15 protein-coding genes are annotated in these 16412 nt (G+C 40.6%); 7 read left to right on the top strand and 8 right to left on the bottom strand.

Translation table 11 applies throughout. From position 1 onward, the window contains the following. The first annotated feature begins 211 nt into the window (after positions 1-211). A complete protein-coding gene (locus tag RJ41_RS05940) occupies positions 212-1096 on the top strand; it encodes a patatin-like phospholipase family protein (RefSeq protein WP_052235408.1) in 885 nt (294 codons plus the stop codon). Positions 1097-1129: 33 nt separating this feature from the next. Here the strand turns inward: RJ41_RS05940 and RJ41_RS05945 are convergent, their stop codons facing one another. The 6 genes from RJ41_RS05945 to RJ41_RS05970 all read right to left on the bottom strand — a co-directional run bounded on the left by RJ41_RS05945 (position 1130) and on the right by RJ41_RS05970 (position 6283). After that, entirely contained in the window at positions 1130-2146 is a 1017-nt protein-coding gene (locus RJ41_RS05945; protein ID WP_039219125.1) for an NAD-dependent epimerase, read from the bottom strand. A 26-nt stretch (positions 2147-2172) separates the two neighbouring features. Beyond that, positions 2173-3291 carry a nucleotidyltransferase family protein gene (locus RJ41_RS05950; protein WP_052235409.1) on the bottom strand — a complete coding sequence of 373 codons (1119 nt, stop codon included), beginning with the start codon at positions 3289-3291 and terminating at the stop codon, positions 2173-2175. Further along, positions 3278-4144, bottom strand: coding sequence for an HprK-related kinase A (locus tag RJ41_RS05955; protein WP_039218222.1), 867 nt, complete (start codon positions 4142-4144; stop codon positions 3278-3280). Before RJ41_RS05955 ends, RJ41_RS05950 begins: the two co-directional genes overlap by 14 nt. Then, positions 4135-4365, bottom strand: coding sequence for a hypothetical protein (locus RJ41_RS05960; protein WP_039218225.1), 231 nt, complete (start codon positions 4363-4365; stop codon positions 4135-4137). Before RJ41_RS05960 ends, RJ41_RS05955 begins: the two co-directional genes overlap by 10 nt. Beyond that, positions 4358-5041: a twin-arginine translocation signal domain-containing protein gene (locus RJ41_RS05965; protein WP_167334064.1), complete on the bottom strand. Its 684-nt coding sequence runs from the start codon at positions 5039-5041 to the stop codon at positions 4358-4360. The genes RJ41_RS05960 and RJ41_RS05965 overlap by 8 nt, the downstream gene beginning before the upstream one ends. A gap of 396 nt (positions 5042-5437) precedes the next feature. Continuing rightward, positions 5438-6283, bottom strand: coding sequence for a S1C family serine protease (locus tag RJ41_RS05970; RefSeq protein WP_240485736.1), 846 nt, complete (start codon positions 6281-6283; stop codon positions 5438-5440). Here RJ41_RS05970 and RJ41_RS05975 point away from each other — a divergent pair. The 6 genes from RJ41_RS05975 (at position 6255) to RJ41_RS06000 (ending at position 14533) form a co-directional block, all read left to right on the top strand. Further along, the gene (locus RJ41_RS05975; protein WP_167334065.1) at positions 6255-7007 is read left to right on the top strand and encodes a YdcF family protein; all 753 of its coding nucleotides are present in this window, start codon (positions 6255-6257) and stop codon (positions 7005-7007) included. The two genes, RJ41_RS05970 and RJ41_RS05975, sit on opposite strands and share 29 nt — an antisense overlap. A 63-nt stretch (positions 7008-7070) precedes the next feature. After that, the gene (locus RJ41_RS05980) at positions 7071-9584 is read left to right on the top strand and encodes a tetratricopeptide repeat protein (RefSeq protein ID WP_039218233.1); all 2514 of its coding nucleotides are present in this window, start codon (positions 7071-7073) and stop codon (positions 9582-9584) included. A gap of 108 nt (positions 9585-9692) precedes the next feature. Then, a complete protein-coding gene (locus RJ41_RS05985; RefSeq protein WP_039218235.1) occupies positions 9693-10514 on the top strand; it encodes a PEP-CTERM/exosortase system-associated acyltransferase in 822 nt (273 codons plus the stop codon). Next, positions 10504-12138, top strand: coding sequence for an FAD-binding oxidoreductase (locus tag RJ41_RS05990; RefSeq protein WP_039218238.1), 1635 nt, complete (start codon positions 10504-10506; stop codon positions 12136-12138). The genes RJ41_RS05985 and RJ41_RS05990 overlap by 11 nt, the downstream gene beginning before the upstream one ends. A gap of 181 nt (positions 12139-12319) precedes the next feature. Then, complete coding sequence (locus RJ41_RS05995; RefSeq protein WP_039218241.1) at positions 12320-13360, top strand: EDSAP-1 family PEP-CTERM protein; 1041 nt, start codon at positions 12320-12322, stop codon at positions 13358-13360. 111 nt (positions 13361-13471) lie between these two features. Beyond that, positions 13472-14533, top strand: coding sequence for a GNAT family N-acetyltransferase (locus RJ41_RS06000; protein WP_039218243.1), 1062 nt, complete (start codon positions 13472-13474; stop codon positions 14531-14533). Here the strand turns inward: RJ41_RS06000 and RJ41_RS06005 are convergent. Together RJ41_RS06005 and RJ41_RS06010 are read right to left on the bottom strand one after the other, a co-directional pair. Next, positions 14514-15098 (bottom strand): LbetaH domain-containing protein, encoded by a 585-nt coding sequence (locus RJ41_RS06005; protein WP_039218245.1) that lies wholly within the window; start codon positions 15096-15098, stop codon positions 14514-14516. The genes RJ41_RS06000 and RJ41_RS06005 overlap by 20 nt on opposite strands. Beyond that, positions 15095-16306, bottom strand: coding sequence for a TIGR03087 family PEP-CTERM/XrtA system glycosyltransferase (locus tag RJ41_RS06010; protein WP_039218248.1), 1212 nt, complete (start codon positions 16304-16306; stop codon positions 15095-15097). Before RJ41_RS06010 ends, RJ41_RS06005 begins: the two co-directional genes overlap by 4 nt. Positions 16307-16412: the final 106 nt, after the last annotated feature.

Genomic DNA, 16412 nt, shown 5'->3' on the forward strand with positions numbered 1-16412 from the left:
AAGGGCCAGTTGAGCTTACAGTTAAGGACACAGAACATCATTCAATGTAGCGATATAGCAACACCTTAGACTAAAGATATCGCTCTTCTTCCTTTTCAAACTTTACTGATAGTGCGCCATTAAACTACGCTTTTACTATGAGGCACTGCGTTTCGTTTTACCGCTCATTTAAAACCTTGTTCGCAACGCCTCCCTAGTTTGGAGTATGCATATGCAGATAGCCTCGGCAGGAATACCGAATAACCTTTTACAGGCGAACACGACACAAATTGTGCCCATCTTTTCAGGTGGAGGAACAAGGTTGAGCGCCCATATCGGCATCATTAAAGCGCTGCAGGACATGAACGTAGGCTTCGATACTTTGGTTGGCGTATCTGGCGGCTCTATTATCGCGTCACTTTATGCTAAAGGTTACACTGTGGAGCAAATGCGAGAGCTCGCACTGGTTACTGATTTCAAGCAATTCACTGAATTTTCACTCGTAAGGTTGCTTCGGGAAGGCGGTCTTTCTTCTGGCGACGTATTTCAACGATGGATTGATAAACAGTTGGAAGGCGCAGTGTTTGCAGACCTACCTCTTGATTTGCATATTCTGGCTACCGACGTAAACGGCGGCGGACCAGTTTTGTTCAACAAACAAACCTCTCCAGATATGAAGGTGTCAGAAGCTGTACGATATTCTATGTCGATTCCGCTTATCTTCTCGTTTAAGCCCTTTAAAGAGCACTTGCTAGTAGATGGGGCGATATTGTCTGAAGATGCACTGTTTGAAGACTGGCGAGGCGATGGCACGCCATCCGTGTGTTTCAGGCTACAAAGCACCGAACAAAAACGCAAAGCCATTAAAAAGAACTTACTTCAACTGCCGCAATATGTCAGCATGCTTATTCGCACGTTTATGACGGCAATTTCCAGGGAGTACGTCAATGCGAAGTATTGGCACAATACGGTGGTGGTAAATACCGGGGAGATTTCCGCAGTAGATTTTTCGCTTACACCTGAAATTAAAAACACACTCTTTGAGCTCGGTTATGCAACCACGAAAGAGTTCTTGCCCAAAAAGTGTGCAGGATTTATGAGAAGCAGTGCACTTTAACTGCTTTTTAGATAACGCTTAACGCTCTAGGTCTTACACCTTGTAAAAGTCACGATACCAAGCAACAAACGCTTTTACGCCTGTTTCGACATCGGTAGACGGTTGGTACCCAGTATCTTCAACCAGCGACGACACATCAGCATAGGTGTCAGGCACATCGCCCGGCTGCATAGGAAGCAGCTCTTTCTTAGCCTCGATACCCAGTGCACTTTCCAGCGTTTCAATGAACTTCAAAAGGTGAACAGGCGTTTGCGCACCAATGTTATACACCTTATAAGGCGCCTTACTGGTGCTAGGGTCCGGATTGCCGCCGTCCCAACTTTCGTTAGGCTTGGCCACATTATCCAGTGAGCGAATTACGCCCTCAACGATATCATCAATATAGGTAAAATCACGACGGTGGTTACCGTAGTTGTAGACCTGAATTGTTTCACCTTCCAAAATAGCTTTAGTGAACTTGAACAGCGCCATATCTGGACGACCCCAAGGACCGTAAACGGTGAAAAAGCGCAGCCCTGTTGTAGGCAAGTTATACAGGTGGCTATAAGTGTGCGCCATTAGCTCGTTCGCTTTTTTAGAAGCGGCATACAAGCTAACTTGGTGATCGACATTGTGCTGCTCTGAAAACGGCATTGTTTCATTAGCGCCATAAACTGAGCTAGATGACGCATACACCAAGTGCTCGACTTTATTATGGCGACACCCTTCAAGAATATTTACAAAACCAACAATGTTAGAATCGACGTAAGCGTTAGGATTTTCAAGTGAATAACGCACACCAGCTTGAGCAGCCAGATGCACCACTCTATCAAATTTGTGCTCTTCAAAAAGCGCAGCCATTTTACCGCGCTCTTCAACACCCATTTCTACGAAAGAAAACAAATCAGCAGCAGTTGATGATTTTATTTTGTCTAGACGAGCGTGCTTTAAATTCACATCGTAATAATCGTTAATGTTGTCAATCCCGACAACTTGGTCACCACGATTGATAAGGTATTGCGATACAGCTGCACCAATGAAACCAGCTGCTCCGGTGACTAAGATTTTCAACTTTTTCTCCATAAGATAATTACCCACTATTTAGGTGTCCCTTCAGCATCAAAAATATGTTTACCCCAAATAGACTGTGCAAGCGCCCTGCCAGATTTGATAGAAAGATGATAAATGAGCAACATTAAGGGCATTTTACACCAATGCCCTCTCGCCCAAGCAAGAAAATTAGCGACACCTCTACCGGGTGCTTTACATAGTGGATGATGAGGCGACAATGCTTTTAGCATTACCAAGTCCAACAACATTAATTTAGCGCTTGTATAGGGCACATCAACAGTGAGTTTAGGCGGCAGTTCGTAACCAAGCTTCTTACTGCTGTAGCGACACCCCAAAAATAGTTCTTTATAAAAGCCTGTTTCTTTCGCGAGACGAATAGCTTCATCCCAAAATGTTGAATTGCCATAGTCTTTGATAATAGAAGAAATGTCATACAAATCGCGATGTGCCTGCTTGAATGTTTCATTAAAAATAAGATGAATACATGAGTGAAGCAGCATCGCGTGAGGTTTGAGTACCGTTACACCATTAACATGCATGGTCTGAGATAAAAATGCTTCAATATCTGGAGCTTTCCCTGATATAGGAGGGACCAGATTGTGATGAATGTCCACAACAGTGCCCCGCCTAGACTGCACAAGAGGAGGAATCTCGTGTGCCCACTCTCGATAGTACCGTTCATCATAATCATTAATCGGTTTACTCAGCCAACCTTTAAATAAAAGGCTCTTTTCAATTTTATCCAAACATTCCTTCGGCACTAAAACATCAATATCTGAAAACAAGCGGCCTTTAGAAACTGTCATGTTAGCTAGGCAGTAAGCTGCGCCTTTCAAGTATAAGCATTGAGGCGTTACGGTTTTGATTGAATCAGATAGAAGCGAAACTTCATACTTTAAATGATCGGCTTGTCGCTGAGCCATGATCAACGCATTTTTAAGATGCCCTTGCACTACCAATGGAAAACTGACAAGTAAATCTAACTCTTCACATCTAAAAGCAAAGAGTGACAGTAAGCGCTCGAAACGCAAAATTTTTATAAAACTAAACCACCACGCGTCACTTTTACCTATGCAGCTCTTGGGGTCTTGAAGCGCTCGAACAATTGCTTCTTCGGTTATAGGTAAAGAATTAGAGGACATCATTTTCCAAGAAGCTCTGTAGTTCTTCTAAATTATTATACTTAACTTCAAAAGTTTGACATTTCTCAACTAAATTCGTCAGTGTTGTAAACCCCGTTCCACCTAGAACGCCATAATTGAATGCGTTTGCAGTAAGCGTAGAAAACGCTTCAGCCTTAGTAAGCTCGTAAATATCGCAGAATGTGCCTGTAGAATATTGAGGATAAACAATTGCAACTACCTCTGCTGTGTTAAATCGCTCATGCCACGACACTTGAGGTGGTGAGAGGTGTATTACATCACCTTTATGAGTGTTAGGAGAAATATGTGAAAATCGTCCATCAGGGAACCACTCTTTCGCTAAAGCAATTGCGTTATTTTTCAGGCAAATAGGCCTAACGAAAGGGGTAACTTGTGTAGTATTTGGGGTCATTAAAGCCATTTCGTCAGACAATAGTCGCCAACCATTATGACTCAACCAACTTGTCAACGTGCTTTTTCCTGAGCCAGGAGGCGCAGGAAACAATACCGCCTTGTCACCCTTAGCTAATACCGCCGAGTGAAGAATCACATGCCTGAATTCATGAGCACTCACCACCCAATTGAGGCCCCATTCGAACATGGCCAGACACTTATCGATTGGCATTGGAAGAAAGGGTTCACGCTGATCACAGAAAAACTGACTTTGTGGCTTAAACAGCTTTCTAGCAAGGCTTGCGTGCTTGATTTCAATTTCGTAAGAAGGAAGGGAAATTCGAGAGTCCCATTCTACAGCATCGCAGTAAAGAAGCTTGACACTTTCAACTATTTGCTCAATATCTGTCGACACTCGAAAAGAAAATGGGTGAGTGTTTAGCACAAAGCTGCTTAATGCCATTCCGTTTTTACAAATCCCTGGTTGACCAGTGCACTCACAACATTTGATACATCCACTGTGAACTCGTTTTTCAGGTGAAAAGCTGCATGCAAATTATTTTCCGACACGGCTGCCACAAAAACTTCGTTACTTACAGTCGAATAAAACGTTACACCGCTTTGATCAGAAAAGGCGTGATAAATCACGCCTTCTTCAATATATTTACCAAGCTTCTTAGGCATGGTTTCCGTTGAGCAACGCTTCCAATTCTTGCGCCATGGCAGTTTCTTTTCCAATAGCGCTGGTGTGAAGATAGTTGGCAAACGCATTTAAACTTGGAAATAGTCCTCTATGTGATGTGCCATTACTGCTGCCAAACCCTACATTCGCTGAATCAAACAAAACCGGGAAATTAATCAATTGGCCACTAACGGTTCTTCCATGATTGGCCGCATTCAAGATCATTTCAGCGATGTAACAATTAATGTTACCAGGGCCTGCAAACTTCCCTTTAATATTACCTTCGCCGTTACCGCCGCCCGGGTTTTGCAGTATTTTAAGAAGGGTTAGGTTTTGCATGTCCGTATCTGAAAGCACGTCACCATTAGAGTCTTTCATCAACGTTCCCCAGGTCCCATAACCGAATGGCTTTTTATTGGTATATGAGTAATAACTGGCTGTAGTTGGAACAATTCCCCATTCTTGAGTATGGTTCTTCCAGTAGCCAGGAGAAAGAAGTGCGATTGATGAACCGCCAGCGAAATCAGAGCCTGTACCGGATGCCACAATAGAGCCCGCTATAAGAGAGTCTTGCCCCCAAACTGATGCAGCTGGTAATGACGCTAAAATGGCGCCTGCAGTGGTTCTCTTTAAAAACTTACGGCGAGAGCTTATTCTGGTTTTTTCATTGTTATCCATACTTTCCATTCCAACAACATCCTAGAAAAATCAATTCGCATTGTGACATACAAGTTTCATACCGAAACTTAGTTCTTTGTTGTATAAAGCTTTTTATTTTATTCTCTAAAAAAACTGTAAAAAAATCGTACAACCTTTCAACATAAACTAACCGTATAGACTGAGATTGCAGGGCTTTTCTCATCAAATGATAGCAAGAAAATTTTGAGAACTCACCTTCTGAATTATTAAAGGTTACCTGATAAGCAACCTTCATTTCACTCGTCTAAAAAACACACAGACATAAAGATACTCAAGCCTAAGCTATCCTGCTTAATGGACTTTACAAAAAACACTATCTTTGTAGAAACATAGAGACACCGGCGATTGCTCAACCACAATTAAATATCTATTCCATCAATCCTTACCGGAATGACTCTTTAATAGCTTAATCACAAACTTAACAGGAATCGCATAAGAAATACCTGTTGGCGAAGACAAAGCACTTTCCTTTGTGTCCTTTACTAAAACTTTATTGATAACGCCAACCACCTCTCCCGATTTAGGGTCGTACATAGGGCTTCCACTATTTCCGGGGTAAGCAATAGCATCCAGTTGATATATCAGACTAACGCTATCTAACCTCTGCATCATCTTTAAGTTTAATTGTTGCGAATTCATTGCTGGTATAGCGTCTGGTGTTATTGCTGATATGTAGCCACGGTGAGTCGCAGGGTAAATCCCCAGTATCGCTCCAATGGGAAAGCCAGTAAACGCTATGTCAGTGCCTGGTCTCAGCATGTTTTTAGAAGATAGTGCTACAGGAGTCAAAATACTATCTAGCTTTAACAAAGCTAAGTCGTGCTTAAGATCTATTTTAATAATCTCTGCTTTTACTTTTTTAACAATCGTACCTTCACCACTAAGCACTACGTAATTTTCAACATACTTCGGATCTAGCTGTTCAGATACCACGTGATAGTTAGTAATAGCATAAGACCCATCATCAACTATGAAACCTGTTCCTAAGACCCTAGGAGATGCATACTTATAAGGAGCATCCAACGCTATCGCAACGGTACTCTCTGTAACGCTCTCAACTACATCAACAAATTGTTGTTCTGCGCGCAAATGAGTTGATGTGCTCAACCAGAATATAGTACAAAACCCCATTAGCTTATTTAAGCTATCTATTATCTTTAACAATCGAGCTAACACTAGGACGTTGCTAACTGTGCATCTTTTAAGAGAGCTGTTTTTCATTATTTCTTCACCATTAAGCTTAATTTGCTTGATTTTAGCTATTGCCTTAATTCTGAGGCAGTTTAATTTCAAACGATTATGCAAAGCATGCTTGTACAGTGTTATATCACTAGCGTTGCTAACAACACAGCCTTACTTTGCAGATCTGCTTTTATATCCTTTGGAACATGAAATAGCGTACTCAGAAGCATTAGTGGAATTCGAAGGAACAGACTTTATCGTCACTCCCGCTTGTTATTACTCTACAGTCGGCAAGGTGTCAGAAATATCAAGATGGAGTCATTGCTCCCTACAAAGACTAGTTCAAGCAAGTAAGCTTTCAAAGGAACTAGATAAACCAATTTTGGTGACGGGGGGAAATTTTTTACATGACCCTAATGCAAACTATTCCCAAAAAGCGTTTGACTTGCTTTTTGACCTTGGCGTTCCGCGTAAAAATCTAATTTTGGTAGCTAAAGGTGTCGACACTGCGAGTGAAGTAGAGTCGATAAAAAGCTATATAACTAAAAAAAATGTTATTCTCGTTACGTCAGCTACACATATGAAAAGAGCTTCGCTACTCCTCTCCGAACATTGTAATGAGATTAATATTTTCCCAGTTGATTTCCACAGCTCGGGAAGCCTAGCTCCCTACCTCAAGATACCATCTGTAAGCGCTATGCGCAGAGTGGAGATAGCGCTATACGAATATGGAGCTCGCGTAAAGTATTTCTTGTTTAGTTAAATTGCTTTGAAAAGCAGAAAATAAGTGCGTAATGTTAGCGAAACAAAGGAAATGGATTCAACCATGAATAAAAAACAAATATTACTTTTAGGCTTAACTGGACTTCTGTCACTCGGGTGTACACAAGAAACTGAGCAAGATAAATTTTTACTAGCCGAGAAGGACTTTGAAGCTAGCGCCTACGAAAAATCAATTATTCAGTTGAAAAGCTTAGTTCAGGAAAATGAAACGTTTTTGGATGCTAGACTTCTGTTAGCGGACGCATATTTGAAGACTGGTCAAATATTAAATGCAAAGAGGGAATACACTCGCATACTCGAAAGTATTAACGAAGAGAATGCTGACAAAGCCTTTTCGGCGGTAGAAAACTACTTTTTACTGAGTTTTTTTAATCAGGAATTCGAAGATATCGAATCTTTCGCAACTACTTTTCCAGACTTACAAAAGAACTCAAAAATCAAAAAACTTAACGATAGATTCTTGATCCTCTTAGGAAATTCCGAGAAAAAAAGCGCCAAAACCCAAGATTTATTAGACCAGGCTCTTATCGCATTAGAGAGTAATGTTTCAAACCAAAAACTGAAGCTATCTCAACAGGAAACCACTGCTATCGAAACCAAAAGCGATGGTCTTTTCTTACCCATGTTAGGGCACTATTATCTAGCTAGCGGTGAGGCTACAAAGTGTATTGATACCTTTGAAAAAGTGAATGAGCAGCTTTTTACTCACCCCTACTCTACCCTACGGTTGGCGCAGTGCCATTACAATATTAAAGAATATGACAAAGCGCTGTTGTACTCCGATGAAGTTTTGTCTCGATTTCCCGAGCAACCATTGGCGAACAGGTTGAAAGGAACGATCAATTTTCTTAACGGCTCTCTTGATGAAGCTGAACAATATCTACTTAAAGCTACGGATTTTTATCCCAATGACAGCGCCCTTAAAACTTACCTTGGAACGCTATACCTCCAACAGGGATATTACGAGAAGGCATTTCAACAGCTAAAAGGGGCGAACTCAGTATTTCCAAAAGGACACCCTGCCAGAAAAGTACTCGCTATAACCGAGATAAAACTTGGTAATTACGAGAGAGGGATCGAGGTATTTAAAAATAGCTTAGTTGATAGCGACGAAGCTAATCTTTCGCTATTTGCTATTGCCGCCAACGCTGCTCAAGCAGAAGGCGATATCAATACAAGAAATCAACTTATCCAAAGTATTGCTTCGATCGAAACCTCCTCTTTATCGTCTGAATTTCACAAGTTTTCTCAATTAAATAAATTTAAAACAAATTCAGAGGGAATAAATTTTGATTTCATTCCTTTAGTAGCACCCGAGAATGGTGCTCTAGCGCAGGTAATGATTGGAACACTTTATCAGTACAATCAAGTAGAAAAGTTAAAACAGATAGCTGAAACATGGCAAAGCAAAAACAAAGAGGCAGCAATATTTGCGAGCAGCGTCGCAAGCTATCTGGAAGGCGATTACAACATAGCTCTTAATAGTCTTCAGAAAAATAAAGTTGTTAGCCCTCTAAAACATACGCTAATAGTTGAGTCACTCTTAGCGACTCAAAATGCTAAGAAAGCAAGTGAATATCTAGAGGAAGCAATATCAAATGAAAAACCTGACCTACTATTGCTTAATCAACTTTTTATCGTGAATTTGGAAAATAACTATAGCCAGAGTTACGTCTATAAGATAACCGACTCACTTATTGAAAAATCTTTTGAATTTGAGCTTTTGAAAGCCAAATTTTTACTACTTGAGAGCAAAAATAAAGAATCCTTAAGCTCTCTTTCTCGCTACAAAACAAATGCTAAACAACTAAATCCTTCATATTGGAAGTTACTATTAAAAAATAAAGTAATGGCCGCAGAACCTGAAGAGGTTTTGATAGCGTTGGATGATTGGATAAAAAACACCCCCGACGTTCCGGATGCTTATATTGCTAAAATAAATTATCTTGAGACGTTAGGAAACGCGAATAAAGCACTAGAAACAACAGAGCAAGCTCTCAAGAAATTTGATGATCCGAGATTACAGTTACTTCAAGTCAACTTTTTGTTGTTAACAAGTTCGTTAGAGTTAGCTAAACAGAAGTTCGCTCAAATACCGAAAGCAACTCAAAATACTCCTCTAGGCAGAGGAATATCGGCAAGCTTTGCATTGACAAGTAAAAATTTTGCTTTAGCCGAAGAAAGACTCTCGGAAGCATATGAAAAAGCACCTAGCCCGCGAGTCGCTTCCATGATGTTCAGCGCACTGATGAACCAAAGAAAAATTAGCGAAGCAATTTCATTCTTAGAAAAGCATGTTTCGTATTTACCGTCAGATATTATCAATATGCGCTTATTGGCAGACGCTTTAGTTGAGAGAGATATGCTAAAAGCTCGTAGTTATTACATATTCCTGCTGGAAGCTACGCAAAATAACCATGTTGTAATGAATAACTTAGCCTGGATCGAGAACGAGCTTGGTAATAAACAGAATGCATTAACACTAATTGAAAAAGCGTTAGAATTAAAACCAAATGATCCTAATTACGAAGATACACTGGAATTAATAAAAAATTAACTTAACCTTCATGGTTTCCATAAACAATTGTAGCCCAAAGTAGGTCTAGACAGCCTATCTGGGCTATGCTTATCTAATAGTAATACCGTTGCCAATAAGAGAATGACAATGCTAAAGCAATTGTTTAAAAAAATGGATAGCAACCCACTGCTTAAGAATGTGTCTAAATCACTCCAGACCAAGCTTGCAAACCGAGAAGTAAGTAAAATAGCTATTCACTTTAAACAGTTTTTTAATACCACCATAGCAAATGACCAAGCCACTAAGGAACTGTCATTCAGGATAAGACATGATGTTTACTGTACTGAGCTAGCGTTCGAGCCGGAAAAATCAGACGGCATGGAGAAAGATGAATTTGATCAGCACTCAATCCATTGTTTAGTCCAGCACAAAGGTTCAAAAAACTTTGCAGGCACAGTTCGCATGGTTATGTCGAATTCTTCTGAGCAACTGCTCCCCATTGAGCAATTTTGTAGTCATGCTTTAGAAGATGAAGTCCTTCATCCAAAAAATTACAAGCGTGAAGAGATTTGTGAAATATCGCGCCTCGCTGTTCCCGCGCAATTTCGAAAACGGAAAACTGATCAGTATGAGGGCGCAGGAACTGGTGTGATTGATGAACATAACTTCTCACAAAACGAAATGCGTTGTTTTCCCTTCATCGCTATAAGTTTATACTTTATGGCCGCGACGGTTACACAACAAAAAGGCATCAATCATATTTTCGTGATGATGGAACCCAGACTTGCGCGCAGCCTTAGGTTTGTAGGAATCCCTTTTACTCAAATAGGAAAAGTGACCGAATATCATGGGAAAAGAGCACCTTATCATATCGACCCCAAAGTGTTATTCCAAACGCTATCTCCTGGCTTTAAGAAGTTGATGATGGTCATTGGAAAAGACATGAAAGAGCAGCTCGATGATGTCTAAAAAACTGGAATTGGTAAACAAAATAGAAGCTATCGTTGGAAAATCGAATGTTCTTACACATGGAGAAATGTTTGACGAGTTTTCTACAAGTACAATGAAGGAACAAACACACCCTTGTGCAGTAATTATACCGAATAAAAAAAGTGATGTTTTCCAAATAGTTAAATTGTTTAACGATGTTAATAGCCAAAGCGATGAAAAGTTCCAATTACACCCTATAAGCAGTGGAAAAAACTGGGGCTATACATGCTCGGAAGCGGGAAGTGACAATGCTTTTTTACTGTATCTAGTTAATCTTAATAACATCACAGAATATGACGATACTTTAGGTACGGTACGAATTGGGGCTGGTGTTACCCAAAAGCAGCTTTATGACTTTTTAAAGGAAAAAGGCCTTAAGTTTTGGATGGACGCAACGGGCTCATCAGTAGATTGCAGTGTTTTGGGCAACAGTTTGGAGAGAGGCTTTGGTCATACTCCCGCCGGAAACCACTTTGAGTTCATTAGTGACCTAGACGTAGTTTTAGGAAATGGAAAAGCTATCTCAACTGGGTTTAGACAATTTTCTGACGAATCAAAACGATTTGCGAGTGAAGGCATATACAAGTGGGGCGTAGGCCCCTACGTCGACGGGATTTTTTCTCAATCAACGCTGGGGATTGTAACTGAGGCAACACTTAAACTTATAGCTGCACCTGAATGCTATCTTCCATTCTTTATTTCAACGCAGAAAGACACAAACATTAATGTGTTGGTCGATAGAATTCGTGACTTACGAGAAAGGCAAGTTATAAAAAGCTGCGTCCACATAACAAATCTCGATAAATCACTCCAGGCAGCCCTTGATGAAAGTGACTGGCCCCTATCAAAGTTTTCACTATCAGACGAAGATAGAAAGAGACATACAAAAGCTTACATGTTAAATGAATGGACGGCATCAGGGGCACTTTACGGAAGTGTTGAAGAAGTAGAAGTTTGGAAGAAAAAAATTAAACGCACATTTGCGAATGGAGAATTTAAAGTACAGTTTATTAGTGAAGCAAAATTCAAATGGTTAAATAGAATTGCCCCAAAAGTTTCTCAATTAAGCGGTTTAAAAGTCGACAAAACTCTCGACAAATTAAATAGTCTAATGAAACTCAAACGCGGTGAACCTACAAATGATTTTCTAAAGAGTGTGCATTATAAATTAAGCCAACTTCCTCTAGACAAAGACTTCACAAAACTTGAAAGAAACAAGGTGGGTCTTATATGGCTTGCGCCTACTGCACCTGCGACGGGTAAAAATGCTGAAAACTTAGTGTCTATTGTTTCTGAAGTTCTAGAGGAATTTGATGTTGAGTCTGCAATATCAATGACTGTACTCACGTCAACAGCAATTGAATGTGTCATTTCACTACTGTACGACAGACAATCCGAAAACTCAGATCGTCAAGCAGAACGCTGTCACGAAGCTTTAATCAAACGGTTTATACACAGTGGCTATCTAACCTACAGATTCAATAGTTTCCAACATCGAGATTATGATGACTTCTATTCCTCAACTTTAATAACGAGTATCCGAGAGATAAAGCTCACATTAGATCCAAATTCTGTGATAGCTTCTGGTCGTTATGGGTTATAAGAAAGTGTCGGAATATTTAACAGCTTGCTATCTCTCCTTTTTTTTAAAAACGATAAAAACCCATTAAGTCAATTACTTGCAATGCTGGCACACTGCCTGCTTAAGAGTATTAGACAGTCGCCACTAACGTTATGTAGTCAGTAGTTGCGAAATACCGAATCTTTATTCATGAGGAATAGACATGAAAATTTCTAAAATCACAAAGAGCTTAGTAGCCGGGTGTGCTTTAGCAGGCGCTTCGCTTTCTGCAAACGCTGGCGTTGTGGCAACATCTTACTTGGACGTGCAATCTTTTGGTATCGTAGCTTATTTCGATGCGGCCCTTACGGATAAGGTCTCTAATGAACAGCTTGCACAGTTCATCACTGTCAGCTCAGGTCAACGCTCGTCAAGCACTAGCACTGGTTTCAATGGTGCAGGTCTACCTAATACACCAGCTTTTGCACCAACAAACGACGGAATTGCTGACGGTGTTTTTAATTGTGTAGGCCCTTCATGTGGTTTGACAGGCGTTTCGAACAATAGTCTTGTTGGCAATTATAATACTGCTTTAAATCTCCATAATGATAGTAGGGATAACGGCTACAGCTACGGTATGGCAGACGCTATTGTAAGTGGAAGCGCGTTAAATTTTGACCCAACTAACCCTGCATCAGGTATGACCTACGCAGCCGCTTCAGTTGGAAGTAACAATAGCGTGGCTTCTGGCAATTCGGACATAGCCGATTCTTTGACTACAGTACTAAATTTCGAACTTAACGGCCCTACTGAAATTTATTTAGCTTTTACCCTAGCCTACAAGCTTATAGTCGATACAGTTAAAAGTGCAGACATAGAGTCAGATCCTACCCAGGTCGCTAATGCAACAGCTTCAGCCTCTTTTCAAGTTGGTATTGGCTCGGACGATTCAACCGGTAATGGAGGAGCGTTAGGAGTACAGCGTCAACTAGATGATGGGACTGTGGTATATCTTAATGAAGACGACTTGGAAATTGTTAATCTTGTAAGTGAAGCCGATGACTTCACAGGAAGCAATACAGGTGTTACGGAAGATGGTGGTGTTGCGAGAAGTGAATTCTTCCGCTTACGTGCAGGCGACTTCCAAGTATCTATTGGGCAAAAATCAACAGCTCGGGTTTCTTTGGTTTCAGCTCCTGGAACTTTGGCAATTGCTGGCCTTGGCCTTCTAGGTCTGGCTGCTGTTAGACGCAGAAAATCTTAAAACCGATTATAAAGTCATATAAAGGCCCTCGTAAGAGGGCTTTTTTCATTTTACTGAAACTGCTTTTACCATTAAGCTTTTAACCCTAGTATATAAACTTAAAGTTTGCTTATGGAAGTATTGTTAGAGCGCAAAAGTTTAGCTTCGTTTGAAGAAGTTAAGTCGTTTCTAAGAAATGTTCATGAGTGCATTGAAGTGCCTACACCTTTCACATCACTCGCTTGGCAGGAGTCTTGGATATACAGTCTAACAGTACTTCCTACTCTGTACATTTTTAAACTAGGAAATCAAATAATAGGTTATTGCTGGATAGTGAGTAAGAATACACTGTCTTTGCTGCCTTTACATGCTTGGTATTTGAACCAAACTGGCGAGCTCAAAAAAGACCAGGTTTGGGTTGAATACAACACTATAATTTGCTCAAAGAAGCATGAACAAGCATGCCTGAATGCTCTGCTAAATAAGGCAAAAATAGATCATGTTTGTAAGTTGTATATATCAATGTCGCACAATATAGCGATAAGCAAAGATTTAGTTGATAATTCTATCCGTGTTGATTCAGAAAACGTTAACGGGTATCGAACATCCTTAATTACTGCTGATCTAGAGAAACATTTGTCGAAAAATACTCGCTCTCAAATTCGACGTTCTACCAAAATACTTGAGCAGGATTACGGCGCTATTTCAGTGATTGAAGCTTCGGAAGATCAGTTGCATTCTTACCTTACAAAATTGGGCTCGCTGCACAAAGAAAAGTGGAGCGAAAGTGCAGAGGGAAGTGGTTTTAACAACCCTCTTTTTCTCTCTCACCACAAGTATTTGCTGGAGAATTTTCCTGAAAATGTCAGCATTATCGAAATTAAAGCAGGTACAAGTCTATTAGGCTACTCTTACAATTTGATTTTTGGCGATACTGTTTATTTTTATTGTTCAGGAATAAATTATCAGTATGAAAACAATAAAATAAAACCTGGTTACACTTTGCACTCCACCTTGATGGAGTACTATCAAAAAAAGGGTTTTTATTGGTATGATTTCTTGGGTGGAGAAAGTCGATATAAAAAAAGTCTCTCCACAGAAACGTATATATTTAGCAATTTAACTATATATACCAGATCTATCGAGGGGCGGTTAGCCTCTGCTCTTCAGCGCATCAAACAGAAACTCTTTTAAGTAGCTTAGCCGGATTCCCTCCAACAATTACGCCTTCTGGCACATCATCAACTACCACGGAACCTGCTGCTACAACACTTCCCTTGCCCACGTTCGCCATAATTAAGGCGCCATTACCTAACCAGCAATTTTCTCCGATAATGACTTTGGTGAAAACGCCGCCCTGATCTTTAATCGGCTTTTCTGGGTCAGAAAAATTATGTTGTCCTTTGCCACTCATAATGTGCACACCGCTTCCCAACAAGGTATTTTTCCCAATTGCGCATTTACCAATGTTACATTGCGGCCCTATGTACACCCCCTCGTCAATCTCAGTATCTTGTTGTGAAAACAACGTGGCGAAACCGATGAGAACGTTTGGCGCACACGAGGTCATGACAAACCGATAAAAGCCCGAACGTAAATAACACCCTAGTTTACCGGGTATAAGCGATAGCAGCTGGCTAAAAGAGGAAAGCAGCGAGTCTTTGTTTACCACAATAGACAGCATTAAATACATAAGCGTGAAAGGAAACATTACAAGTGCACAAAGGGCAAAAAAACTCTTCTTAATTATTGATTTCATATTCGTGCCATTGCCACTTTCAACGGGCTCAGTTGTTGTTCCCAACTATATTCGCTAACTATTGCTTGATAGCTACGTTGAGCTTTATGTTGTGATAGCTCAAAGTTCTCAATACTTTCCACGCATGCAGCTACAAAGCTGTCCACATCATCTACTATCCACATGCTGTCGGCGTTGGCAAACGAGATCCCTTCAGCTCCCATAGACGTGGTTATTATCGGTAATTTACATGCTGCCGCTTGAAGCACTTTGTTCTGCACGCCCCTTGCCAACCTAAATGGCGCCACAAACGCATGAGCTTGGTGAAAATAAGGCAATATATCATCGACAAAGCCCGTGACATCTATGCCATTGCGGTCTGACAACGCCTTTATTTCTTCAACAGGGTTCATTCCACCCACGGTAAATTTTGCATTGGGCGCTTTTTCACGAATGAGTGGCCAGCAATTTTTAACAAACCAAAGTACCGCGTCTACATTAGGTTTGTAGTCCATCACGCCCGTGAACAAGAAATGCGGCCCAGTGCTTATTGTCGCCGCGCAAGGCTGTGTTTTCGCCGGATAAAACGCATCGAAGTCTAATCCGTTTCCAAGCACGGTTATCGCTTTCGATGAGTCTACTGAAGAATTAAATAGCTGCGCCTCTTCGCTTGCAATCAAAAAGCACTCATCAAACCGTTGGTTTGTTTTAGCCTCAAGCTTTTTTATACCTTTGCTTTCACGCTGGTATACGTAGCGCATTAAGAAAGAAGAAGAACCTGCGTATTGCGCCCACTTATCTGAATCAACGTCCATAAAGTCCATAAACAAGCGACAATGGGTATTGTTGTAATAAGGCGAGCTGAAGATGTAATAGCTTAAACTCGACGCGGTTAACAGCAGCGCATCCTCACCCTCTTTCAGTTTTTCATCAATAACATGTTGAAGTGTTTTTGAGTAAAACGCCCCAACACTTATCGGCAAACCTTGCAGTAAAGCCGAAGCATAACGCGTGAATTTACTACCTAACTGGTAAGAGTTGACCGAAATTCCAAGTTGCTTGGCTAACGCTTCGGCATTTTTCTTATCTTCTGCAGTTTCTATGAGAGAAAAAACTTCGACTTCGTACCCTAAGCGATTTAGAAATTCAATTTGATGATATGTTCTAAGTTTTTCGCCCTTATTTGGGGGATACGGTACTCGTTGCGACAACACGCAAACTTTCGACATCAGCGCCTTCCAAGCTATCTTTAGTATTTTTACTTGTCCTGTAGTCATACTACTTCGAAGCAAATATAAGGTCAAAGTAACAAATTAGTGATGAAGGCTACACAAG

This window comes from Alteromonas marina (genome assembly GCF_000808575.1).
In the GTDB taxonomy this organism is placed as follows: domain Bacteria; phylum Pseudomonadota; class Gammaproteobacteria; order Enterobacterales; family Alteromonadaceae; genus Alteromonas; species Alteromonas marina_A.